General features: G+C 70.8%; 25 protein-coding genes and 1 riboswitch. Of the genes, 13 read left to right on the forward strand and 12 right to left on the reverse strand.

Going from position 1 to position 22728, the window contains the following annotated elements; translation table 11 throughout:
* Nucleotides 1–155 precede the first annotated feature (155 nt).
* The 6 genes from NP095_RS11325 to NP095_RS11350 all read left to right on the forward strand — a co-directional run bounded on the left by NP095_RS11325 (nucleotide 156) and on the right by NP095_RS11350 (nucleotide 4231).
* Nucleotides 156–635, forward strand: a complete 480-nt coding sequence (locus NP095_RS11325) for a DUF2243 domain-containing protein (RefSeq protein WP_232418789.1) — start codon at nucleotides 156–158, stop codon at nucleotides 633–635.
* Nucleotides 632–1465 carry a cytochrome c oxidase assembly protein gene (locus tag NP095_RS11330; protein WP_232418788.1) on the forward strand — a complete coding sequence of 278 codons (834 nt, stop codon included), beginning with the start codon at nucleotides 632–634 and terminating at the stop codon, nucleotides 1463–1465. The genes NP095_RS11325 and NP095_RS11330 overlap by 4 nt, the downstream gene beginning before the upstream one ends.
* Nucleotides 1462–2211, forward strand: coding sequence for a hemerythrin domain-containing protein (locus NP095_RS11335; protein ID WP_232418787.1), 750 nt, complete (start codon nucleotides 1462–1464; stop codon nucleotides 2209–2211). The genes NP095_RS11330 and NP095_RS11335 overlap by 4 nt, the downstream gene beginning before the upstream one ends.
* On the forward strand, nucleotides 2208–3353 hold the full coding sequence (locus tag NP095_RS11340; protein WP_232418786.1) for a zinc-dependent alcohol dehydrogenase: 1146 nt from the start codon (nucleotides 2208–2210) through the stop codon (nucleotides 3351–3353). Before NP095_RS11335 ends, NP095_RS11340 begins: the two co-directional genes overlap by 4 nt.
* A gap of 11 nt (nucleotides 3354–3364) precedes the next feature.
* The gene (locus NP095_RS11345) at nucleotides 3365–3940 is read left to right on the forward strand and encodes a hypothetical protein (protein WP_232418785.1); all 576 of its coding nucleotides are present in this window, start codon (nucleotides 3365–3367) and stop codon (nucleotides 3938–3940) included.
* A gap of 75 nt (nucleotides 3941–4015) precedes the next feature.
* Nucleotides 4016–4231 (forward strand): KTSC domain-containing protein, encoded by a 216-nt coding sequence (locus NP095_RS11350; RefSeq protein WP_232418784.1) that lies wholly within the window; start codon nucleotides 4016–4018, stop codon nucleotides 4229–4231.
* A 3-nt stretch (nucleotides 4232–4234) separates the two neighbouring features.
* On the opposite strand, the gene NP095_RS11355 is transcribed toward NP095_RS11350, so the two are convergent.
* Both NP095_RS11355 and NP095_RS11360 read right to left on the reverse strand, forming a co-directional pair.
* The gene (locus tag NP095_RS11355; protein WP_256766089.1) at nucleotides 4235–5101 is read right to left on the reverse strand and encodes an RNA polymerase sigma-70 factor; all 867 of its coding nucleotides are present in this window, start codon (nucleotides 5099–5101) and stop codon (nucleotides 4235–4237) included.
* Nucleotides 5098–5667 (reverse strand): carboxymuconolactone decarboxylase family protein, encoded by a 570-nt coding sequence (locus NP095_RS11360; RefSeq protein WP_232418783.1) that lies wholly within the window; start codon nucleotides 5665–5667, stop codon nucleotides 5098–5100. The genes NP095_RS11355 and NP095_RS11360 overlap by 4 nt, the downstream gene beginning before the upstream one ends.
* Before the next feature lie 90 nt (nucleotides 5668–5757).
* On the opposite strand from NP095_RS11360, the gene NP095_RS11365 reads away from it, so the two are divergent.
* The gene (locus NP095_RS11365) at nucleotides 5758–6393 is read left to right on the forward strand and encodes a class I SAM-dependent methyltransferase (RefSeq protein ID WP_232418782.1); all 636 of its coding nucleotides are present in this window, start codon (nucleotides 5758–5760) and stop codon (nucleotides 6391–6393) included.
* Nucleotides 6394–6421: 28 nt separating this feature from the next.
* Nucleotides 6422–6847: a hypothetical protein gene (locus NP095_RS11370; RefSeq protein WP_232418781.1), complete on the forward strand. Its 426-nt coding sequence runs from the start codon at nucleotides 6422–6424 to the stop codon at nucleotides 6845–6847.
* Nucleotides 6848–6856: 9 nt separating this feature from the next.
* Here the strand turns inward: NP095_RS11370 and NP095_RS11375 are convergent, their stop codons facing one another.
* Both NP095_RS11375 and NP095_RS11380 read right to left on the reverse strand, forming a co-directional pair.
* A complete protein-coding gene (locus tag NP095_RS11375) occupies nucleotides 6857–7501 on the reverse strand; it encodes a dihydrofolate reductase family protein (protein ID WP_232418780.1) in 645 nt (214 codons plus the stop codon).
* 62 nt (nucleotides 7502–7563) lie between these two features.
* Nucleotides 7564–8142, reverse strand: a complete 579-nt coding sequence (locus NP095_RS11380) for a TetR/AcrR family transcriptional regulator (RefSeq protein ID WP_232418779.1) — start codon at nucleotides 8140–8142, stop codon at nucleotides 7564–7566.
* 77 nt (nucleotides 8143–8219) lie between these two features.
* On the opposite strand from NP095_RS11380, the gene NP095_RS11385 reads away from it, so the two are divergent.
* Nucleotides 8220–9377, forward strand: coding sequence for an MFS transporter (locus tag NP095_RS11385; protein WP_232418778.1), 1158 nt, complete (start codon nucleotides 8220–8222; stop codon nucleotides 9375–9377).
* 56 nt (nucleotides 9378–9433) lie between these two features.
* Here NP095_RS11385 and NP095_RS11390 read toward each other — a convergent pair whose 3' ends face one another.
* The 4 genes from NP095_RS11390 to NP095_RS11405 form a co-directional block, all read right to left on the reverse strand.
* Nucleotides 9434–9997 (reverse strand): hypothetical protein, encoded by a 564-nt coding sequence (locus NP095_RS11390; protein ID WP_232418777.1) that lies wholly within the window; start codon nucleotides 9995–9997, stop codon nucleotides 9434–9436.
* Nucleotides 9998–10093: 96 nt separating this feature from the next.
* Nucleotides 10094–10561: a hypothetical protein gene (locus NP095_RS11395; RefSeq protein WP_232418776.1), complete on the reverse strand. Its 468-nt coding sequence runs from the start codon at nucleotides 10559–10561 to the stop codon at nucleotides 10094–10096.
* Nucleotides 10558–12159, reverse strand: a complete 1602-nt coding sequence (locus NP095_RS11400) for an FAD-dependent oxidoreductase (RefSeq protein ID WP_232418775.1) — start codon at nucleotides 12157–12159, stop codon at nucleotides 10558–10560. The genes NP095_RS11395 and NP095_RS11400 overlap by 4 nt, the downstream gene beginning before the upstream one ends.
* Before the next feature lie 41 nt (nucleotides 12160–12200).
* The gene (locus NP095_RS11405) at nucleotides 12201–14138 is read right to left on the reverse strand and encodes a heavy metal translocating P-type ATPase (protein WP_232418774.1); all 1938 of its coding nucleotides are present in this window, start codon (nucleotides 14136–14138) and stop codon (nucleotides 12201–12203) included.
* A 144-nt stretch (nucleotides 14139–14282) separates the two neighbouring features.
* A riboswitch (SAM riboswitch) is annotated at nucleotides 14283–14397 on the forward strand.
* A gap of 27 nt (nucleotides 14398–14424) precedes the next feature.
* Between NP095_RS11405 and NP095_RS11410 the strand changes: the two genes are divergently transcribed.
* Complete coding sequence (locus NP095_RS11410) at nucleotides 14425–14694, forward strand: hypothetical protein (protein ID WP_232418773.1); 270 nt, start codon at nucleotides 14425–14427, stop codon at nucleotides 14692–14694.
* Between the two features lie 26 nt (nucleotides 14695–14720).
* Here NP095_RS11410 and NP095_RS11415 read toward each other — a convergent pair whose 3' ends face one another.
* A complete protein-coding gene (locus NP095_RS11415) occupies nucleotides 14721–15008 on the reverse strand; it encodes a hypothetical protein (RefSeq protein WP_232418772.1) in 288 nt (95 codons plus the stop codon).
* A gap of 241 nt (nucleotides 15009–15249) precedes the next feature.
* Here NP095_RS11415 and NP095_RS11420 point away from each other — a divergent pair, with 241 nt between their 5' ends.
* From NP095_RS11420 to NP095_RS11430, 3 genes are all read left to right on the forward strand, one after another.
* Complete coding sequence (locus tag NP095_RS11420) at nucleotides 15250–16923, forward strand: ABC1 kinase family protein (protein WP_232418771.1); 1674 nt, start codon at nucleotides 15250–15252, stop codon at nucleotides 16921–16923.
* Nucleotides 16924–17072: 149 nt separating this feature from the next.
* Nucleotides 17073–18980 (forward strand): MFS transporter, encoded by a 1908-nt coding sequence (locus NP095_RS11425; protein ID WP_232418770.1) that lies wholly within the window; start codon nucleotides 17073–17075, stop codon nucleotides 18978–18980.
* On the forward strand, nucleotides 18977–19522 hold the full coding sequence (locus NP095_RS11430; RefSeq protein WP_232418769.1) for a TetR/AcrR family transcriptional regulator: 546 nt from the start codon (nucleotides 18977–18979) through the stop codon (nucleotides 19520–19522). Before NP095_RS11425 ends, NP095_RS11430 begins: the two co-directional genes overlap by 4 nt.
* 10 nt (nucleotides 19523–19532) lie before the next feature.
* Here the strand turns inward: NP095_RS11430 and NP095_RS11435 are convergent, their stop codons facing one another.
* The 3 genes from NP095_RS11435 to NP095_RS11445 are packed head-to-tail and all read right to left on the reverse strand — an operon-like array spanning nucleotide 19533 to nucleotide 22724.
* The gene (locus tag NP095_RS11435) at nucleotides 19533–21230 is read right to left on the reverse strand and encodes a phytoene desaturase family protein (RefSeq protein ID WP_232418768.1); all 1698 of its coding nucleotides are present in this window, start codon (nucleotides 21228–21230) and stop codon (nucleotides 19533–19535) included.
* A gap of 52 nt (nucleotides 21231–21282) precedes the next feature.
* Nucleotides 21283–21927: a TetR/AcrR family transcriptional regulator gene (locus NP095_RS11440; protein WP_232418767.1), complete on the reverse strand. Its 645-nt coding sequence runs from the start codon at nucleotides 21925–21927 to the stop codon at nucleotides 21283–21285.
* 23 nt (nucleotides 21928–21950) lie between these two features.
* Complete coding sequence (locus tag NP095_RS11445) at nucleotides 21951–22724, reverse strand: sulfite exporter TauE/SafE family protein (RefSeq protein WP_232418766.1); 774 nt, start codon at nucleotides 22722–22724, stop codon at nucleotides 21951–21953.
* Nucleotides 22725–22728: the final 4 nt, after the last annotated feature.

Below are 22728 nucleotides of genomic sequence, written 5' to 3' on the forward strand. Positions count from 1 at the left end.
TGATCTTCCTTCCGTCGTTGGGACAAGTGGCGGGTACCCGTGGCCCCTGGAAACATGCGGTTTTCTGAACAAGTTCCACTGAGCAGCCGCTCAGTGGCACTCCCCTGTGTAAGAGGGCGGACGCGGGGTACTCGTGGGGCAGACGAGGAGGTCACGTGACCGGAGAACGAGTGGACCCCGCGACCCGTGGACGTTCTGTGAACACCCGATCCGCGTGGGGAGGGGTGCTCATCGGCCTGGGCCTGGTGGCGTCGATCGACGAGATCGTGCTGCACCAGCTGCTGCGCTGGCACCACTTCTACGACAAGTCGACCTCCGAGATGGGCCTGATCTCCGACGGCCTGTTGCACGCCGCCACGGTCGTGGCCATGGTGGCCGGGTTCTTCGTCCTGATCGACGTCCGCCGGGCCGGGTCGCTCGTGCCCCGACAGGCGTGGGCGGGACTGCTGCTCGGGATGGGCGCCTTCCAGCTGTGGGACGGGACGATCAACCACAAGCTGCTCGGACTGCACGAGATCCGCTACGGCGTCGACCTCCTCCCGTACGACCTGACGTGGCTGGTCTTCGCCGTGATCCTGCTGGGCGCGGGGGCACTGCTGCTCTGGCGCCGGCCCGCCGCGAGCCGCCCGTCGTGACCACGCACGCCGGTCACCACGCCGCCACGGGCGCCGATCCGGGCGCCTGGCTGCTGCCGCTGGTCGTCGTGCTGGTCACGGCCGGGATCTACCTGGTCGGGACGAGGCGGTGGCAACGGCGCCGAGGCCGAGCCTGGGACCCGTGGCGCACCGCCAGCTGGATCGCCGGCGCGGTAGCCATCGCGCTGGCGCTGTCGCCGCTGACGGACTCCCCCACGGCGCGGGCCCACATGGTCCAGCACCTGCTGCTCGGCATGCTGGCACCCGTCGGCCTGGTGCTGGGCGCTCCCGTGACCCTGTTGCTCGGGGTGCTGCGGCCCGACGCCGCGCGCGTCGTGACGGCGGTCCTGCGGACGCCCGCCTTCCACCTGCTCTCGCATCCGGTGACGGCGGCGGTGTTGAACGTCGGCGGCATGTTCGTGCTGTACCTGACGCCGCTGTACGCCCTGTCGACCGAGAGCACGGCCGTGCACCACCTCGTCCACGCGCACTTCCTCATCGCCGGCTACCTGTTCGCGTGGGCGATCGCGGGCCCGGACCCGGCCCCGCGACGACCTGGGATGGCGACGCGGGTCGTGGTCCTCATCACTGCCGGCGCGGCTCACGCCTACCTCGCCAAGCTGCTCTACGCGCGCGCCGGCGAGTTGCCCCCGGGCACCGACTACGCGGTCGCCGACATGCAGGCGGCGGCCCAGTGGATGTACTACGGCGGGGACGTCGTCGACGTCATGCTCGCGGTCGCCCTGTTCGCGACCTGGCTGAGGCGCCGATCGAGATCGCGGGAAAACCTCGGTGTCGGCTCCGCCGTGGTGGGTACACCGCGGACATGACCTCGCTCGCACTGCAGACCCAGGACCAGATGGGCGGCCGGCTGAGTGTGCTGACCCGTCAGAAGAAGGACCACGTCCGGCTGGACCGGCTCCTCAACGATCTGGCCGTGGCGCCGTCGGGCCCGGCCGAGGACCGCGTGCTGCGCGAGATCGCACGGCTGGTCTTCCCGCACGCGTTCGCCGAGGAGTCCGTGCTGTGGCCGGTCATGCGTCGCGTGCTGCCCGACGGCGAGGAGCTGACGCTGCAGGTCGAGCAGGAGCACCAGGAGGTCAACGAGCTGTGGACCTCGCTGGAGGAGCTCGACGCGGACGATCCGCGCCGCGAGCCCCTTCTCGACCGGCTGACCCGCGTCCTGCAGGAGGACGTCCGCGACGAGGAGGACGAGCTCTTCCCCCGCCTGCAGGAGCGCATCAGCGAGCGGCAGCTGCAGGCCCTGGGCCTCGCGTGGGAGATCGTGCGCCGGATCTCGCCGACGCGCCCGCACCCGGTCGTGGCCCGGCGGCCCCCGGGCAACGCGCTCGCGGCGCTGCCGCTGACCCTCACCGACCGGGCCCGCGACAACCTCGATCGGGTGGCCCAGCGCTCCGAGCGGCTGCGCGACCCCGCCGAGCGCGCCAGCGCCGCCCTGGCGCGGATCGCCGGCCGGATCGAGGACCTGCCGATCATGCGCATCGGCGAGCGAGCATCGACCAGTCGGGCACCGGGCGCGACGGCCATGGCGGCAACGAACGGAGGACGTGCATGAAGGCGATGGTGTACCGAGGCCCCTATCGGGTCCGCGTCGAGGAGAAGCCCCACCCGAAGATCGAGCACCCCAACGACGCGATCGTGCGTGTCACCCGTGCCGCGATCTGCGGCTCGGACCTGCACCTGTTCCACGGGATGATGCCGGACACCCGGGTCGGCACGACCTTCGGTCACGAGTTCATCGGCGTCGTCGACGAGGTCGGCCCGTCGGTTCGGAGCCTCCAGGTCGGCGACCGGGTCATGGTGCCGTTCAACGTCTTCTGCGGGACCTGTTACTTCTGCGCCAAGGGCCTGTACTCGAACTGCCACAACGTGAACCCGAACGCCACGGCGGTCGGTGGGATCTACGGCTACTCGCACACCACGGGCGGATACGACGGCGGGCAGGCCGAGTACGTGCGCGTCCCGTTCGCCGACGTCGGACCCACCGTGATCCCCGAGTGGATGCACGAGGAGGACGCGCTGATGTGCACCGACGCGCTGCCCACGGGGTACTTCGGCGCCCAGCTGGCCGACATCTCCCAGGGCGACGTCGTGGTCGTCTTCGGCGCCGGTCCGGTGGGCCTGTTCGCGGCGAAGTCGGCCTGGCTGATGGGTGCCGGCCGCGTCATCGTGGTCGACCACCTGAGCGACCGGCTCGAGTTCGCCAGCCGCTTCGCCCACGCCGAGACGGTGCACTTCGGCCAGGTCAACGACGTGGTCGTGCACCTGAAGAAGATCACCGACGACCTCGGCGCCGACGTCGTCATCGAGGCGGTCGGGGCCGAGGCGGACGGCAACCTGATCCAGCACGTCACCGCGGCGAAGCTCAAGCTGCAGGGTGGCTCGCCCATCGCGCTCAACTGGGCGATCGACTCCGTCCGCAAGGGCGGCACGGTCTCGGTGATGGGCGCGTACGGTCCGATGTTCAGCGCCGTGAAGTTCGGCGACGCGATGAACAAGGGCCTGACGCTGCGGATGAACCAGTGCCCGGTCAAGCGGCAGTGGCCGCGGTTGTTCGAGCACATCCGCAACGGGCACATCAGCCCGCGCGAGATCATCACCCACCGCATCCCCCTCGACCACGTCGCCGAGGGCTACCACCTGTTCTCGGCCAAGCTCGACGGGTGCATCAAGCCCGTCCTCGTGCCCGCATCGTGAGGAGCTGAACGATGGCGAAGATCCCCTACATCCGCGGCATCCGGCCCGGAATCCCGACGCCGGAGGAGCTGCGCGAGCGGATCCCCGGGTGGGGCGTCGACCTCGACCCGGCCGACCGCCCGTCCTATCCGCGCGAGCTCGCCGACGGTGTCCCCGACGGCATCCTGTGGGACTTCCCCGAGGAGCAGCCCGACACGTCGCCGCCTCGCGAGCGCTCGATCGAGCACGCGCGGCTGACTCCCGTGTTCGGCACGGTCGCTCCCCTGCACGGCGTCCCCGGCGCCGTCCGGCGCTTCGCCTACGCGAAGTTCAGCGAGGCCCGGGCGGCGCACTGGCTGTTGCTGCTCGCGGCCGACCGGATCGAGTCGAAGCAGGCGCTCTGGCAGTCGTTCTCGACCGACCGGCCCGACAGCTTCGTCGAGGAGACCGGCATCCGCGCCGAGCGCTCGCACCACGGCCTCCGTTCGCGCTGGGGCCGCGGCCGGGTGGACAAGCACCAGGCGATGGATCCGGTGGTGCTGGCGCTGCCGGCGCTCCTCGGCGGCTGGGCGGTCACGCGAGTGGTCCGCCGGCTGGTCCGCTCCTGATCAGTGGGGAGGCGTGGAGTCACCCGGTGACCTCACGCCTCCCCGATCAGGGCCGCTGCGTGGAAGGCGGAGGGCATGGAACTGCGGCCGCTGGGGCGCTCCGAGGCGCTGGAGTCCGCCGCGTACGACGACGCCAGCGGCACCCTGCGCGTGCGGTTCCGCAACGGTGGGCTCTACGACTATCTCGACGTCCCGCGCGACGTGTTCGACCGCCTGGTCGAAGCCGACCACCCGTGGACGACGTGGCAGGAGCACATCACCACGGCGTACGACTACCGCCGGCTCGACTGATCCTCAGCGACTGAGACGGACGGGCCCGGGCAGCGACAGCTTGTCGGGGTTCCGCACGACGTGCATGGTCGTGACGACGCCGTCCTCCACCACCGCGGTCGCGATGGCGGTGACCTCGCCCGCCTCGCGGAACACCAGGCCGTTCTCGCCGTTGATCCAGACCGACTCCAACCGGATGTCCGCCGGCAGCACCCCGGCGAGGAAGCGCAGTACCTTGTCGCGACCCAAGATCGGCCGGCGCGCCGCGCTGACCTTGCCGCCGCCGTCGCTGATGAGCACGACGTCCGGCGAGATGACGTCCAGCAGCTGCTGCAGATCGCCCTCGGCGATGGCCCGCTGGAATCGCACGAGGACCTCGGTGCGTTCCTGCGACGTGACCTCCGACCGAGGCCGTCGCGCGGCCACGTGCGCCCGGGCCCGTCGCGCGATCTGCCGGACGTTCTCGGGCGTGCGGTCCACCGCCGCGGCGATCTCGTCGTACGGCACGTCGAAGACCTCGCGCAGGACGAAGACGGCACGCTCGGTGCTGCCCAACGTCTCGAGGACGAGCAGCATCGCGGTCGACACCGACTCGGCGAGCGCGATGTCGTCGGCGACGTCCGGGACCGTCTCGAGCGGCTCGGGCAGCCACGGACCGACGTACGACTCGCGCTGCCGCGACAGCGTGCGCAGCCGATTGAGGGCGAGCCGGGTGACGATCCGGACCAGGTAGGCGCGCGGCTCCTGCACGTCCTCGCGGTCGTCCGCGCTCCAGCGCAGCCACGTCTCCTGCACCACGTCCTCGGCATCCGCGGCGGAGCCGAGCATCTCGTACGCCACCGTGAACAGCAGCGGGCGGTGCGCCGTGAAATCGGCGAGGACGTCGGTCACCGCACGTCCGCCAACGGCAGTTCGCACACGTCGCTGAAGCCCTGACTGGCCAGGCCTGCGGCGAAGTTGAAGCGTGATCGCTGGTTCTCCACGGCCACCATCATGGTCAGTTCGACCAGCGCCTGGTCGCCCAATGCCTCACGAAGTCCCGCGACCTGCTCGTCCGTCACGGTCGGCGGCGTGGCCGTCATCGCCTCGGCGTAGGCCATGACCTCGCGCTCGAGCGGTGTGAACACGTCCGAGTCGCGCCAGCGCGGCACCTCGCGCACCTTGCGCTCGTCGAGGCCCTCGTCGTGCGCCAGGTAGTAGCCGAAGTCCAGGCACCAGCTGCACCCGATGCTGGCGGCCGACGCCATCACCGCGAAGGACTTGAGGTGCGCGTCGAGGGCGTCCCACGTCCCGACGCGCCGCTCCCACGCCATCACGGCGCGCAGCAGCTTGGTGTGGTGCCACATCACCGGCACGATGTCGGGCACGCGCCCGTACATCCGACGGCTGGCGGCCTTGACGGCACGAGCCGCCGGCGAGGTCATCGGGGCGGCGGGGATGCGGAACGAGCTGGTCATGACGTCTCCTTCGTCGGACCTCCGGCGAGGTCGTTCGACATGGAGACACCGGCCGTGCCCGTTGCGTGACACGTGACGCAGGATGGGCCCATGACGTCCTCGCCCCAGCCGCGCTGGTTCACCGACACCCAGCCCGGCCACTCGCAGTGGTTCATCGAGCGCTTCCGCACCCTCGAGGCCGAGGGAGCCGATCTGCTCGGCGAGGCCCGGTTCGCCGACATGCTGGCCGAGCGGGGATCGCGGATCCTCGACGCGGGCTGCGGCGCGGGACGCATGGCCGCGGCGCTGCACGCCGCCGGCCATCAGGCCTACGGGGTCGACGTCGACCCCGAGCTGATCGCCGCCGCCGAGTCCGACCACCCGGGCCCGACCTACGGCGTGGTCGACCTGAGCGAGCTGACCCTCGCCGACGTCGACGGCACAGCGATGGACCTCGTGGTGTGCGCCGGGAACGTCATGGTCTTCCTCGCGCCCGGGACGGAGCTGCGGGTCCTCGAGCGCCTCTGCGCCGTCACCCGCGAGGGCGGCCGCGTGGTCGTCGGCTCGCGTCCCGGGACGGACTACCCGTTCGAGCAGTACGACGCGGACCTCGCCGACCTCGCCGAACGTGGGATCGCTCGGGTCGAGCAGCGCTTCTCGACCTGGCACCTCGATCCGTTCGAGGAGGGCTCCGACTTCGCCGTCACCGTCCTGAGGCGCGGCCCGGCGCCATTGGACGTAGCGTGAGGGAAACCCACCTCGAAGGAGCCTTCCGATGAAGCTGAGCCACGTCCCGCTGCGACTCGCCACCGGCGCATTCATCCTCAACAGCGGACTGTCCAAGCGGAACCTGCCCCGTGAGGCGGCCGAAGGACTCCAGGGCATGGCCGCCAACGCCGTTCCGCAGGTGAAGAGCATGGACCCGCAGTCATTCGGCAAGGCGCTCAGCACCGGCGAGATCGCCCTCGGTGCCGCCCTGCTCACGCCGTTCGTCCCCGCCACCATGGCCGGTGCGGCGCTGACCGCGTTCGGCGGCGGCCTCGTCAAGATGTATCTCAACACCCCGGGCATGACCGCCGAGGGCTCGAGCTTCCGGCCGAGCCAGGACGGCACCGCCATCGCGAAGGACATCTGGCTCGTGGGCGCGGGACTCAGCCTGCTGATCAGCGGCCTGACCTCGCGCAAGTCCATCAAGATCTGACGGAGTTCCTCAGGAGCGGGCGAAGGCGACGTGCACGATGCCGCTCTCCGCGGTCTCGGCCGTGACCTCGTAGCCCTGCTCGAGACCACGCAGGTCGTCCCACAGCCGGATGCCGTCGCCGAGGATCAGCGGCGCGATCCCCACGTGGAGGTCGTCGACCAGGCCCGCCCTGAGGAAGTCCCGCACGACCGTGGGCCCGCCGCCGACCCGCACGTCGCCGCCGTCGGCGACGGCCACGGCCCGCTCGAGCGCCTCCTGTGGTGTGGCCTCGATGAACTGGAACGTCGTCCCGTTGTCGAACTCGAGGTCGGGGCGTGATTGGTGCGTCAGGACGAACACCGGGCACCGGAACGGCGGCTCGTCGCCCCACCAACCGCGCCAGCTCGGATCGTCGGGGAAGGTGTGCAGCCCGAACATGCCGGCGCCCATGATCTCGGCCCCGACCTCGTCGAAGTAGGCCGAGGCGTACTTCTCGTCGACACCGGTCGTCCCACCGCCGCTGGTGTCACCGAGGACGCGCTCGCGGAACGTCCGCGTGGCCGTGTACGCCGCGACGAGCCGCATCCAGTCCTCGCCGATCGGGTTCTCCGGCGTCCCGTCGGTCGTCGTGGCGAAGCCATCGAGCGAGATGTTCAGGTCGACGCGCACCCGCATGGTGATCTCCTCCGGTCGGTGTGCGGCCCAGTGTGACCGCTCCGGCGTCCGGCGACCAGACCTCAGCGGGGCGCGAGCAGCCGCTCGGCCGCCTCTCGCGCCCGACTCATGAGCGCGTCGCCGTCGTCGATGCCGCGGTGGGCGATCGCGCCCTCCAGCAGCAGGAAGACCTCGTCCGCGACCGCGGCGGCATCGGCCAGATCGGGACAGTCTTGGGCGACGAGGTCCGCCAGGAGGCGGCGTACCGCTCGCTTGTGGGCGCGGACCACGTCCTGCGCGGAATGGTCCGACGGCAGCTCGCCCGCCGCGTTGAGGAAGGCGCAGCCGCGATCAGTGGCGACCGCGTCATCGACATAGGCATCGAACACGGCCAGCGCGCGCGGAGGCGGCGCCGCCGCGAGGCGCTCCTGCAGGCGAGCCCACCACGAGGCGTGGCGGGCCTGCAGGTAGGCGGCGACGAGGTGGTCCTTCGACCCGAACCGGTCGTAGAGCGTGCGCTTCGTGATGCCCGACTCGGCCGCGATCGTGTCGACCCCGACGGCGTGGATCCCGCGGCGGTAGAACAGCTCGGAGGCGACGTCCAGGATGCGCCGCGCACCCGGCGTCAGCTCGGGCACGGTCAGTTCGGCGGCTTCCCTCATCGCTCCCCCTCGCCTTGACTTCACAGGTCAGTGTACTAGCGTCGAGAGGGTTCACCGTCCTGTGAGATCGGAGCATCGTGAGCCGAACGATCGACCCCGGCGGCCTGCTCGACGCGTCGGCGCGATGGCGGCTCACCGCGGCCGGGGTCTGCCTGATCGCCGCCTGCTACGGGATGGCGCGGTTCGCGTACGGGATGTTCGTCCCCGTCTTCCGCGAGGAGTTCGGGCTCGACTCCACGACCTCCGGCGCGATCGCGTCGGGCTCGTTCCTGTCCTACTGCGTCGCGATCGTCGCCGCGAGCCTGCTGACGCCGCGATTCGGGGCGCGCATCGTGGCCGTGGCAGCGGGCGCGGTCGCCGTCCTCGGGACGCTCGTCATCGCCGCCGCTCCGAACGTCACCGTGCTGGCCATCGGCGTGCTCGTCGCGGGGTCCAGCACCGGTATCGCCTCGCCGCCGCTGGCCCATGCCGTCGCGCGCACGGTGATCGAGCGGGACCGCAGCCGCACCCAGACCGTCGTCAACGCCGGCACCGGCATCGGGGTGGCCGTCGCCGGTCCCATCGCCCTGCTGGCCCAGGACCACTGGCGGCTGGCGTGGGTCGCCTTCGCAGTGACCTGCGCGCTGGTGACCGCGTGGGCGGCGGCGTCGGTCCCGGCCGCTCGCGGAGCGTCGGACGATGCGTCGTTCCTCCCGGTGCCACTGCTGCCCGTCGGCAGTGGCCGACTGATCCTGGCCGCCGCGGCCGCGGGCCTCGCGAGCGCGGCCGTGTGGACCCTCGGACGCGAGGTCCTCGTCACCGACGGCGGACTCGGCGAGACCCGCTCGCTCGTGGCCTGGATCATCCTGGGCTGCTTCGGAGTGGTGGGTGCCGCCGCGGGCGACCTGATCCGGCGGCTGGGACTGCGCGGTGCGTGGCTCGCGACGATGCTCGCGATGGCCGGCGGCACAGCGCTGCTGGGATCCTTCCCCGACCTGCTGGGCGTCGCGTGGTTCGCCGCTGCGGCGTTCGGCGCCTCGTACATCGCCGTGTCGGGGGTGCTGCTGTTGTGGGGGACGGAGGTCTATCCCGAGGACCCGGCCGCCGGCGTGGGGCTGGCCTTCTTGGTCCTGGCGCTGGGCCAGGCCGGGGGGTCGCTGCTGGTGGGAGCCCTCGCCGAGGCCGGGGCACAGTTCGCGTTCCTGACCGCCGCCGCCGTGGCGGTCGCCGGCACCCTCGTCCGCCCGCGGGCCTGAGGAGGGCAGACGAAGAGCGGCCCCGGTGCGCCAGGGCCGCTCTCCAGTCCGTCAGCTCAGAAGCGCGAGAGCGGCTTCGGCGTGGCGTAGCCGAAGGTCGCGTTCTCCGCGAAGGCGTTGACGCCGAACGTGGCGTTCAGCGCATCCGCCGCGGTCTTCGTCAGCGTCAGCTTCACCAGGCCGAGGTCGCGGCGATCGGAAGCCCGCACCTTGAACAGGTCCACGCGGCCGACGTTGCCGACGGTCCCGTTGACGTTGCCACTGACGCGCAGTCGCGCGAGGTCGATGTTGAAGTTCGAGACCGTGATCGTCGATGCGCCGGCGCTCAGGTTCAGGCCGCCGCTGTGCTTGATCCGGATGCCTCGCAGGCTGTAGCCGGTGATCGGGAACTTCGCGGCCAGCGTGCCCTTGAAGGCCCCCGCCTTCGCACCCTGCACCGGAGCAGGCGTGATGCCGGCGCTGCCGATGAGGTCGTTCACGGCAGGCGCGACGACCACCTGCGTGTAACCGGTCTTCGTGTTGGATCGCTTGGCCGTGGCGGCCTCAGCCGGCGACCCCACGAGACCGGTCATGCCTGCCGTCAACACCAGTGCCAGCAGGGCAAGGATTGTCTTCTTCATGATTTCCCCATTTCAGCGGCCGGGACCTCCGACCTCCTGTGGGTGATTCGGTGCGGTCCTCCAACTGGATGGGACGAATCCGAAGAAAAATGTGTGTCAGGTCACTCTGTTGTCGGGAGTCAGCAGGAACGGCGTTCCACCCACCGCCCGCAGGACCGGAAGTTCGACGAAGGTCATGCCGACCACGGTGCCGTCGGGGGTGGCGCGGAGCTCGTCGCGGACCCAGCGCCACGGCCGGGGTGCGTCGGCCGCGTACTCGACCACGAGGGCGGGCCTCCCGTCGGCCAGCGAGATGCCCTGCGACAGCCTCATGGGCAGGGTCTCGACCAAACCGCCTCCCCGCCGCACGAGGTTCACGCCGGAGGCACCGTCGCCCGCGTGCACGAACCGCTTGCCGTACCAGTGCCGCAGTCCGATCAGGCCAAGACCGAACGGGGCGACCCGGGTCAGCGGTGTCACGAACGAGGCGGCCAGATCGCCCGCTCTGGAGTGGAGGACCTCGTCCACCTCGAGGGTCCGCAGTGAGGACCATGTGCACCGCAGGGTCAGGACGTTCTGCTTCATGGAGTCTCCGAGAGGACGGGACCGTCGGCCGCCGGGAACCGGGACGCGAAGCGCTCGGCCAGGGCGGTGATGGTCAGGGAGGGGTTCACCCCGAGATTGGCGGGGATGACGGAGGCGTCGGCGACGTAGAGGCCGGGATGGCCGTGGACCTCGTGGTTCGCGTCCACGACACCATCGGCCGCGGTCGCCCCCATCACTGCACCACCGAGGATGTGAGCGGTCACCGACAGGCCGCCGACCGACTCGCCGAGCAGGTTCAACGGCCGTCCGCCGGACGCCTCGGCGAAGGCGCGGGTGACCTCGTTGGCGACGGGCAGGTTGCTGGGCGGCCGCACTCCCCCGGTCAGTCGCGACCGCAGCACCCGGCGCCACGGCCGCAAGGGCGAGCGGCGGTGATCGAGCGCGAACTCGCTGTCCAGGCGCTGCATCGTCGTCAGGACGGTGAGCCGGTTCAGGAAGCGGTGAGCCGTCATCAGGCGGAGCTGTCTCAGCGGCGACCCGAGGATCGACAGCACCACGCGGCGCGCTCGACGGCCGGGATCGTCGTCGTCGACCATCGGCCCCAACTGAGCACGCATGTGCCAGCCGCCCATGTAGCGGTTCTGGGTCGTGTGGGTGCGCTCGTCGGGGTGGAAGTCGCTCGAGATCGTCGGCCCGCGCGAGAGGTCGTCGCCGCGCGGTTGCAGGACGGCGGTGAGGGCCTCGGAGTTCGTCCGCACGTGCTGACCCAACTGGTCCGAGACCCGCGGCAGGGCGCCGGTCTCGCGGCAGCGGTGGAGCAGCTCGACCGTGCCCAGGACGCCCGCGGCGAGGACAACCCGGCGGGCCCGGACGGTCGACTCGCGACCGCGCTCCCACGGGTGGCGCGTCACGATCTCGTACCCGCCGTCGACCGGTCGCACCGAGACGACCTCGGTCTCGGGGCGCACCTGCGCACCACGCTTCTCGGCCAGGAAGAGGTAGTTGAGGGTCAGCTGGTTCTTCGCGCCGTAGGGGCAACCGAGCAGGCACTCGCCGCAGAGCCGGCAGCCCGTCCGGTCGGGGCCTTCGCCATCGAAGAACGGGTCGAGCTCGGTCACGCCGGGGCGGCCGAAGAAGATCGCCGACGGCACCGGCCCGAACGTCGCCTCGGCCCCGACCGCCTTCGCCGCGGCATAGAGGTGGTCGTCCATCTCGCCGTGGTGCGGGTTGGTGACCCGGCCGAGCATCCGCGCGGCACGGGCGAGGTGGGGGGCGAGCTCGTTCTTCCAGTCGATCCCGAGCGCCGTCAGCGGCACGGCCTCGTAGAACTCGTCGCCGGGCTCGAGCAGGACGCCGGCCCAGACGATCGAACCACCGCCGACGCCGGACCCGCCGATGATCGCCATGTGGCGGAAGATCCGTTGCCAGAAGAACCCGCGCATGCCGGCGCGTGGCGCCCACAGGTAGGCGCGCGGGTCGCGCCGGGCGGCGAGCAGGGCGGCGTCGCTGAGGCGGCGGCCCTTCTCGAGCACCAGCACCGAGTGCCCGGCCTCCCTCAGCCGCAGCGCGGAGACCGCTCCCCCGAAGCCACTGCCGACCACCACGACGTCGGCGTCCCAGCGCCCGAGATCCTCCACGCGCTCAACCTAGTGTGAGCGCGGTCACCACGGCGCCTCATTCAGGCGGCTGGGACCCGCGCCTCCGCGTGCGCCTCGTCCGAGCGATCGTGCAGTGCCGCGAAGTCGCGCAGCTCGTCGCGCCCGGCCCGGGTCGCCCGCAGCGCGTTGGCGATGGCCACCAGGTCGACGACCTCCTGCAGCAGCGCGCCGACGATCGCCGGGATGACGCCGAACGCGGCGACGAGCATCAGCACGACCGAGAGCGCGATGCCGACCCAGATCGACTCCTTCGCGACCCGCAGGGTGCGCTGGCCGACGGACACCGCGACCGCCGCGCGGGAGATGTCGTCCCGGACGATGACCACGTCGGCGGACTGCGAGGCGGCCGTCGAGCCGCGGGCGCCCATCGCGACACCGACGTCGGCCACCGCGAGGACGGGCGCGTCGTTGATGCCGTCGCCGACCATCATCACGGGGCCCGGCTCGGCATCGCGGACGATGCGGACCTTGTCCTCGGGCAACAGCTCGGCCTCGACGCGGGTGACGCCGGCCTGGGCGGCGATGTGGGACGCCGTGGGCATCGCGTCGCCGGTCAGGATCATCCGCTGGCGGACCCCGAGGCGGTCCAGTTCGGTGAGGGTCGCCCGGGCGTTGGCCCGGAGCCGGTCGGAGATGAGCAGGACGCCCGCGAACACACCGTCGACGCCCACGTAGACGGCGGACTCCCCCGGTTCGAGGTCGGCGACCTCGAACCCGGTCGTGTGGTCGCGGACGAACGAGCCCTTGCCGACGACGACCTCGCGGCCCTCCAGCACCGCCGTCACCCCGTGGGTCGCGATCTCGCGGGCCTCGGTGGCGGGGACGAGGCGCAGTCCGCGTGCCTCGGCCGCCTTGCGGATGGACTCGGCCAGCACGTGGCCCGAGTACTGCTCGGCGGAGCCGGTGATCCGCAACAGCTCCTCCTCGTCGAGAACCGGCTGCCCGTCGGCTCCGCGCGCCGGCCGGACCTCCAGCAACTCGGGACGCCCGTACGTCAGGGTGCCGGTCTTGTCGAAGGCGGCGGTGCGGACCCGGCCGAGGGTCTCGATCGTGCCGCCCGACTTCACGATGACGCCGTTCTTCGCGGCGCGGGACATGCCCGCCAGGAACGCGACAGGCGCCGCGATCAGCAACGGGCACGGGGTGGCGACGACGAGCACCTCGGCGAAGCGGACGGGGTCGCCCGAGAGCCACCATGCGAGGCCACCGATCAGGTACGCGACGATCGTGAACGGCACGGCGTAGCGGTCGGCCAGACGCACCATCGGCGCGCGGGACTCGGAGGCTTCCCGCACCAGGGAGAGGATGCGCGAGTACTGCGAATCCTGGGCGGTCGCCGTCGCCTCCAGCACCACGGCGCGTTGGCCGTTGAGCACGCCGGAGAGGATCTCGTCGCCGGTCCGCCGGCTGACGGGAAGCGGCTCGCCGGTCAGCGACGACTCGTCGAAGCCGGCCTCGATCGCCCGCCCGTCCGAGTCGGTGGAGAGGATGCCGTCGACGGGCACCACCTCGGCAGGCCGCACCAGCAGCCGATCGCCGACGGAGATGCTCTCCATCGCGACGTCGCGCGTCGTGCCGTCGGGCAGCAGCAGGTGGGCGACCTGCGGCGCGCGTTCCAGGAGAGCCGACAGACTCCGCTTCGCCCGCCCGGCCGCGTAGTCCTCGAGTGCCTCGCCGCCGGTGAGCATGAGGCACACGACCAGCGCTGCGAGGTACTCCCCGACGAGCAGGGTCGAGGCGATGGCCGTCACGGCCAGGATGTCGATGCCCCAGTGCCCGTGCAGCAGGTCCTTGACCATGCCGATCGAGACTTTGACGAGAACGACTGCGCCGAAGGCCGAGGCCAGCCACTGGGCGGCGTCAGGGGCTCCGGAGAGTTCGAGTGCCAGGGTGCCTGCCAATGCCGCCAGGGTGGCGACCACCCACGGATGAAGCTTGGCCAGCTCCCAGGTCCTCATGCTCCTCGTCTCGCCCCCATACGCGGATCGGTACACCCAACCTTCAACAATACGCCGTCATTTCAGCCGATTCACGCATCGCGGCGGTCGCCGGTCAGCTCCAGAAGGGATATCTGTCGGCGCACCTGCGTAGGTTCCACCCGAGGTCAAGAGAGCCACCCACGCCTCCGGACAGAGGTGGCCGGCAACCGCGTCGCCCGACACGGTGCCCTCCGGAGAAGACCAGGGCCGTCCCGACCGGGACGACCAAGTCGGGCACATCCGTGCCCTCGAGAGAGGAGCCACCATGGCCGAGTTCACCGAGCACCGCACCCGCGACGAGTTGAACGAGTTGCTTCGCCACGCCCACTTCATCGCCGTCGGGAAGGGCTACACGGCGAAATTCGTCGAGAAGAACTACTCCGGATGGCACTGGAATGAGCTGATCCGGATGCTGCGCATGGGCGGCGTCGTGCGCAAGGGGGAGCACGACCGCCTCCGCTGCGACCCGAAGGTCGTCGGCGTGCGGTTCGGCCGAGGCTCGACCTTCCAGGTCGAGTGGGACTGGATGGGATGATCAGCCGCACCCGCGCCTGCGGACGCCTAGGCCCGGTGGACCTTCCACACGCCCATCATGAACAGGCTGATCGCGGAGACGATCCCCAGTGCCGTCCACCCGACGACGGAGGCGCGCTGCACTCCGAACTCGACAGGGCCCAAACTGATGAGCGCGATCACCGAGGTCACCCACGCGGCCAGGGCCACGAGCATGGCGATGGTGAGGATGATCCCGCCGAACCTGGACGGCTTGGTCTTCTCCTGGTGGGCTTGGTCCTGCGCTGATCCGACGTGCGGGACGTGCAGATGAGGCACATGCAGTGAGAGGGCCATGACGCACTCCGATCGGTAGAGGTCGCATTGACGAGCCGATCATTCGACAGTACGCCCGCATCTGCCTGGCGCAACAGGTCAAACGCCGTGGGATCAGCGCTCGACCCTTCGACGTTGCGAGGGTTGCCGATGAGGTTCGTGACGTCGGTCCTTCCATTGCGAGGCAGAGTTCACCGAGTCCCGGCGAGCAGGGTTCGCGCGGGACACCCCATCGGGGGCTCAGGACCGGCATGCTTGCGCCATGACGAATCTGCACGACAACCGCTATGTCGCGTTGGCCCGCCTGGTTCGCCGCTACGGACGCTCCGACCTGCTGTCCGGAACCCAGCTCGACGAGTTCGACATCGACGACGAGACGCCGCTCGGCGACGCCGAGCGCGCGCAGGCCTTCGCCGACGACCTCGAGAAGATGGGGCCGACCTTCATCAAGCTCGGCCAGCTGCTCTCGACGCGGTTCGACCTGCTGCCCGCGTCGTACACCACCGCGCTGGAGCGGCTGCAGGACGAGGTCGAGCCGATCGACTTCGACATCGTGCGCGAGGTCGTCGAGACCGAGCTCGGTGCCACGCTCAAGGAGCGGTTCAGCGACTTCGACGTCAAGCCCCTCGCTGCGGCGTCACTCGGCCAGGTCCACCGCGCGGTCCTGCGCAACGGGCGCGAGGTCGTCGTGAAGGTGCAGCGACCTCACGTCCGCGAGCTCGTGCGCGAGGACATGAAGGTGCTGGGTCGCCTGGCGCGCCTGGCCGACCGCCGGACCGAGATCGGGCGCAGCTTCGGCTTCGGCCAGCTGCTCGACCAGTTCCGCCGCTCGCTGGCCGGCGAGCTGGACTACCGCCGCGAGGCCCGCAACCTGGTCACCTTCGGCGAGCTGACCGCCCCCTACGACCTGCTCGTCGTGCCGCAGCCGGTCGAGCCGTACACGACCTCGAAGATCCTGACGATGGACTTCGTCGAGGGCCGCAAGGTCACCGACATCGGTCCGCTGGGACTGACCGACGTCGACGCCCGCCCGATCGTCGAGCAGCTCTTCAGCGCGTACCTGCACATGATCCTCGACGCCGGGGTGCTGCACGCCGACCCGCACCCGGGCAACCTGCTGCTCACCCCCGACGGACGCCTGGCCCTGCTCGACCTCGGCATGACGGCCTCGGTCCCCCCACGCATCCAGCACGACATCATCAAGCTGCTGCTGGCCATCAGCGACGGGGACGGCGAGGAGACCTCGTCGATCCTGGCCGCCATGGGCCATCCGCTCGACTCGTTCGAGGCCGGCCCGTTCCGCAGCGACGTCGCCCACCTGGTCTCCGAGGCGATTGCCAGCGGCGCGGACGTCGCGGTCGGCGCCGTGCTGGTCGATCTCAGCCGGGTCTCCGGCGCGCACGGGCTGCGCCCGCCGGCCGAGATGTCGATGGTGGGCAAGGCGCTGCTGAACCTCGACCAGGCCACCTCGCACCTGGATCCCGGCTTCTCGCCCACCGACGCCATCCGCGAGAACGCGACCAACATCTCGGCCGCCGGCCTGAAGATGTCGCCCGGCGGCATCGTGGCCGCCGCCATCGAGTCGAAGAACTTCGTGGAGCACCTGCCCGAGCGCGCGAACCGCATCATGGACTCGCTCGCCGACGGCGAGTTCCGGGTCAAGGTCGACGCGATCGACGAGCAGCGACTCCACACGGTGATCCAGCGGGTCGCCAACCGCGTCACGCTCGGCATCATCATCGCGGCCACCATCTTGGGTGCCGCCCTGATGATGCGCGTGCCGTCGAGCTGGACGGTGCTGGGCTACCCGGGCCTGGCGATGCTCTTCTTCCTGTTCGCCGTCTGCGGCGGTATCGCCATGGCGGCCTGGATCGTCATGACGGACCGCAAGGTCGCCCGCACGGACCGCACGGCCGGACCCCCGCGGCCGAACTGATCGCGCGGAGCGCGGGAACCTGATTGACTGGCCGTGAACAAACGTTCACGCCCCAGCCCCGAACGGATCCCGTGACTGTCTCGACGTCCTCCGCGACCACCACAGCCCCCCAGCAGCCGGAAGCCCCAAGGCGCAGCGCCGCGCTCATCGTGGCGACCCTGTCGCTGTGCGGCATCGTCGTCTCGTTGCAGCAGACGCTCCTGCTGCCGCTGCTGCCGATGCTCCCCGAACTCCTGGGCGCCTCGGCGGACAGCACCTCGTGGCTCGTGACCGCGACCCTCCTGACGGGCGCCATCGCCACCCCGACCGTGACGCGCCTGGCCGACATGTACGGCAAGCGCCGGATGATGGTCCTGACCTTGGCGATCTCGGTCCTCGGATCGATCCTCGGTGCCTTCAGCGAGGACCTGGTGCTGCTGATCGTCGCTCGGGCACTGCAGGGCGTCGGCATGGCGGTCGTCCCGGTCGGCATCGCGATCATGCGTGACGAGCTGCCGCGTGAACGCATCCCGCTCGGTGTGGCGCTCATGAGTGCCACGCTCGCGATCGGCGCCGGCGTGGGACTCCCCCTGTCCGGCCTCATCTCCGAGCACCTGGACTGGCACGCGATCTTCTGGGCGACCGGTGCGGTCGGGATCGTCCTGCTCATCGCGGCCATGGTGGTCCTGCCCGAGTCCCCCGTCCGCACCCGAGGCAGCTTCGACTTCCGCGGAGCCCTGCTCCTGTCGGCCGCCCTCACCGCCCTCATGCTGGCGCTCTCCAAGGGCTCGCACTGGGGCTGGAGCTCGCCGACGACGCTGGGTCTGGTCGCCGGCGGCGGCGTGCTGCTCGCGATCTGGGTCCCGGTCGAGCTCCGGACGCCGAGCCCCCTGGTCGACCTGCGCGTCTCCTCCCGACGTTCTGTCGTCCTGGTGAACTCCGCCTCCGTGCTCGTCGGGTTCGCGATGTTCGCCAACATGCTGCTCACGACCCAGCTGCTGCAGATGCCCGAGGCCAGTGGCTACGGGCTGGGGCTCGGGATCCTCGAGACCGGTTGGTGGATGGTCCCCAACGCGGCTGCCTTCGGCCTCATGGCACCCGTCTCGGCCTGGCTGACGCGACGCTTCGGGCCGCAGGTGACGGCGTTGTCGGGCGCGCTCCTCATGGGTGTCACCTATGTGGCACGCGTGTTCCTCAGCGACGACCTCGCCCAGGTCGTGATCGGATCGGTCGCCGTCGGCGTGGGCACCGCGATGGTCTACGGCGCGTTGCCGACGATGATCATGCGCGCCGTGCCGGTCACCGAGACGGCTTCGGCCAACGGACTCAACGTGCTGTTGAGGTCGATCGGCACCACGAGCGCCAGCGCCATCGTCGCCGCGGTCACCTCCGCGTCCGTCGTGACGATCGCCGGCGAGGAGGCGACGAGCGAAGGCGCCATCAGCCTGCTGTTCTGGCTCGCCGCGGCTGCGGCGCTGGTCGGCGCGGCCGTCCTCTTCCCGACCCTGGGGATGCAGGACTTCGCACCCGAGGCGGATCGTTCCGGGACGGCGACCTCCAGCCGTCCCAACTGCGTGGTGCGCGGCAAGGTCGTCGACGCGAACGCCCGCCCCGTGCGCAACGCCGTCGTGACCGTCCTGACCATGGAGGGTGCTGCCGTCGACTGGGGCCATGCCGATTCGGAAGGGCAGGTCGCGGTGGCCGTGCCCGGCCACGGTGACTACTTCATCGTGACGTCCGCCGATGGCTGGCAGCCGCGCTCGCGCATCGTCACCGTCGACGTGGAGGCCGGACTGCCGCCCCTGGTGCTGCGCGATCGACTCACCCTCGACGGCACGATCACCGACTCGGACGGCGTCCCGATCGAGGGGGTGCTCGTGATCCTGACCCATCACGCGGGCGAGGTCGTGACCTCGACCCGCACCGACCACGAGGGGCGGTACGCGGTGCCACGGCCGCCGAACGGGCGCTACGTGCTCAGCGCCATCTGCGACACCGGAGCGACCGGCGCTCGGCCGGTCACGGTCTGGGAGGCCAACCGCACCGCGGACCTCACGTTGGGGACTCCCCTCGCATGACCGCTCCCACGGATCCGGCCGAGCTGAGGGCCGCGGTGTGGCGCGCGGCGGGCGACCTCTTCGCGCGCAAGGGCTTCGGCGAGGTGACGATCCGCGAGATCGCGGCGCTGGCCGGCACCTCTCCCTCGCTCGTCATGAAGGTGGCCGGCAGCAAGGAGCAGCTGTTCCACCGCACGGCGGCTATCGCCGCACCGGAGCTGCCGGACGTTCCCGTCTCCGCACTCGGGACGGCGCTCGTCGCCGAACTGGTCGACCGCCAGCGGCGTGGAGATCTGGAGCACCTCGGCCGGGCCATCATGCTGCGCGTGAACGCCCCCGATCCCCAGTCCGTGCGGACGCAGTTCCTGCACGGCTACGTCACGCCGCTCTCGGAGGTTCTCGACGGCCCTCGACCGGAGCTGCGTGCCGAGCTCGCCGTCGCGGCCCTGATGGGCTTGGCGACGACCCTGCGGTTCTTCGAGTCGCCCGTCCTGCTCGCCGAGCTCGACGCCGTCGAGGCCGTCTACGGTCCGGTCGTCCAACGACTTCTCGACGGCTCGTAGCCCTCCGTCGTCAGGCGTTGGCCCTCGGCCGCCGGCGCGCGGCACGGCGGATGACCGAGCCGGGCTTCGACGCCAGCAGCGGGTCCCAGTCCTCGGTGATCTCGGTCAGCTTCGCCTCGTCGACGAAGACCGCGCCGTCCTTGACCTCCTGCTCGAGGTCGCGGCCCAGGATCACGCCCGCCGTCTTCATGCCGCCCCAGATCGTGGCGTTGATGCCGAACATGAACTCGGTGCTGGCACCGCCCAGGAACAGGCCCGGGATGTGGGTCGTGACCTTCGGCCGGAACGGGCCGAGGTTCTTGAGCAGCGGCGCGATGCCGTAGCAGGAGCCGTCCGACGTCAGGGTGAAGCGCTCCTGCGTCATCGGGGTGGACGCCTCGCAGAACACCATCCGCTCGCGCAGGTCGGGGATCATCAGCGAAGCCGTGTCCAGCACCCGCTCGGTGAGCTCGTCCTTGAGCCGGCGGTACTCCTCGTCGCGCCCGTACTCGGCGCCGTCCATGGGATCGGCGTCGACGTTCCAGAACGCGTGCTCCTTGGGCGCCCAGCTGACCAGCTCGAGCGTCGAGTAGCCCGGAGGCGCCGAGTGCGTGCCCTCCGGATCCTTCGCGGTCGGGCAGCTGATGCCGACGGGCATCTGCTCGGGACAGCGGCCCGCCTCGACCTCGCGGTAGTAGCCGTCGACGTCGTTGTTCGGCCACACCCACGCCAGCGGCGGGGTGTCACGCTCGCGCAGGTCGACGTCGAGCGCGACGTAGACCGCGAACATCGGCTGCGTCATCTCCAGGTTCGCCAGGCGCTTGCGGAGCTTGCGCGTCAGGTGCTCGTCACCGACGAGCTCGGTCCACGTCAGCTTGTAGTCGCCGGCCGCCACGACGACGTCCGAGCGGAACTCCTCGCCACCGCGCAGGCGGACTCCGACGGCTCGGCCGTTCTCGATGAGGATGCGCTCGACGCGCGACCTGGTGCGGACCGTCCCGCCGTACGACTGGATCACGTCGGTCAGGTGCGCACCGATCACCTGTCCGCCGCCGCGCGGGTAGTAGGCGCCGGCCTGGAGGTAGTGGTGCAGCAGGCCGCCGTGCATCACCGCGGGCGTGCGGTACGGCGGCCACGTGTAGTCGCCGTTCTCCGCGAGGATCACTGCCTGCGCATCAGCGCTGAGCCCACACGCGTCCATGAGCTTGGTGATGGGGCGCAGTCCCCAGCGCAGCAGCATCCACGGCTTCAGCCGCGGCTCCTCCCCCGCCGAGATGATCCGCAGGATTCGCACGCACCGGCGCAGCCCCTTCTCCTCGCCGGGGAACGCCGCGATCAGCCGCTCGAGGTACGTGTCCCACCCCGTCGGCGTGTGGAACGTCGTGCCCGGAACCATGATCCGGCAGTGGCCCTCGGGATTCTGGCGCAGCCACGTGATGCGCTCGGTCAGCGACAGGCCGGACAACGCCGTCTGCATCCGACCGCCGGGACCGCACTCCCCCACGTAGTGGGTACCGACGTCGAACTCGAACTTGTTGCCGGCGCGACGGAAGACCTGTGTGCTGCCTCCGACGACCTGGTTCGCCTCCAGCACCAGCACCCTCTGGTCGTTCGCCGCGAGGTACGCCGCGGTGGTCAGGCCGCCGGGACCCGCACCCACGACGATCGCGTCCCAGGTCTCGGGACCGGCCCCGGAGGTCGCGGTCGAGGGCGTGGCGGTCTGCGTCATGGGTGAATCGCTTTCAACGGTGATCTGGAGTCGGACTCCAGTTAACCACGCCTCAGGGGTCCGACGGCTCCACGATGAGGCCCTCGAGCAGAACGAGTCCGGCCTCGATCACGGCGGTCTCGACGCGGTCGGGCGGCAGTACCAACGCGTCGCGGCGCAACGCCAGAGCCGCGACCCCGTTCCACGCGCCGAACAGGAAGAAGGACATCAGCTCGGGATCGACACGCCGGATCGCCCCGGTGTCGACCGCCTCGCGGATGCTCTGCTCGAACTCGCGTCGGAGCTCACCGAACCGCTCGACCACCTCGGTCTCGATGGGCGTCGTGGGACCGCGCTCCCCCGAGGCGGTCAGGTACTTCACGACCACCGGGTGGTCCAGCAGCAGCCGCAGGTACGCCACGCCCACCCCGGCGAACCGTTCGAGCGGGGACGTGTCGGCCGCGTACGCCGCCCGCAGGGCGTCGGTCGCGACGCCCAGGACCCGTTCGGTGACGGCTGCCAACAGCCCGTCCTTGGTTCCGAAGTGCACGTAGACCGAGGCCGCCGAGACCCCCGCCTGCGCGGCGACGTCCTCGATCCGGATCTCCTCGGGCGCGCGCTGCGAGACCAGCAGCTCGGCCGCGTCGAGCAGCGTGGCTCGCGTGCGCTCCCTGCGGCGCAATCCGCGGGCGGCGGCGGACTGCTCGGGCTCGCTCACGGCCTCCACCCTAGGGCGCGCCGTCACCCGAGCGATTGCGCCACGTACAGCGCACCCAGCGTCACGGCGAACAGTCCGAGCAGCGTCCGCAGCAACCGCTCGGGGAGACGAGGTTGGAGCCAGGCTCCGACCCAGCCGCCGACCAGTCCCCCGAGACCGGTGGCGATGCCGAGTGACCAGTCCGGCGAGACCGGCCCCGTCGCCTCCATGGAGACGACGGCGTACGTGGCCACCCCGGCCAAGGACGTCACCCAGGTCGAGAGCAGGGCCGCGGGCGCGACCCTGGCCATCGACATCCCGGCGCCGACCAGGATCGGGCCGAGCACCGAGCCGCCACCAATCCCGTAGACCCCGCCCACGATCCCGACCATGAACGCGAGCCCGACGACGGTGCGCGCCCGGACGCGCCGGTCGATCGACCCGGGCGCGGGTCTCCTCAGGATGAACAGACCGACGGGGACCAGCACGGCCGCTGCCAAGAGCCGGAACACGTCGGGGTCGGGCGCCACGTGCACCCGCACGAGCGCTCCGAGCACCACCCCGGGGACCGACCCCGACAGCAACTGCAACGTCAGGGGCCGGTCGAACTGCCCCCGCCGCCGGAAGCGCACCAACGCGCCCGGGCCCGAGACGACGTTGTACAGCAGGTTCGTCGGGGTGACCCGCGGGCTCGGCACGTGCAGTACCGAGAGCTGGAACGGCAGCAGGAACACCGCTCCGGACACCCCGACCGGCGTCGTGAGCGCAGCGAGCACGACACCGGCCAGGAGTCCTGTCAGGTCGCGCTGCCAGTCCACCGAT

The sequence above is a fragment of the Aeromicrobium duanguangcaii genome (genome assembly GCF_024508295.1).
GTDB lineage: Bacteria > Actinomycetota > Actinomycetes > Propionibacteriales > Nocardioidaceae > Aeromicrobium > Aeromicrobium duanguangcaii.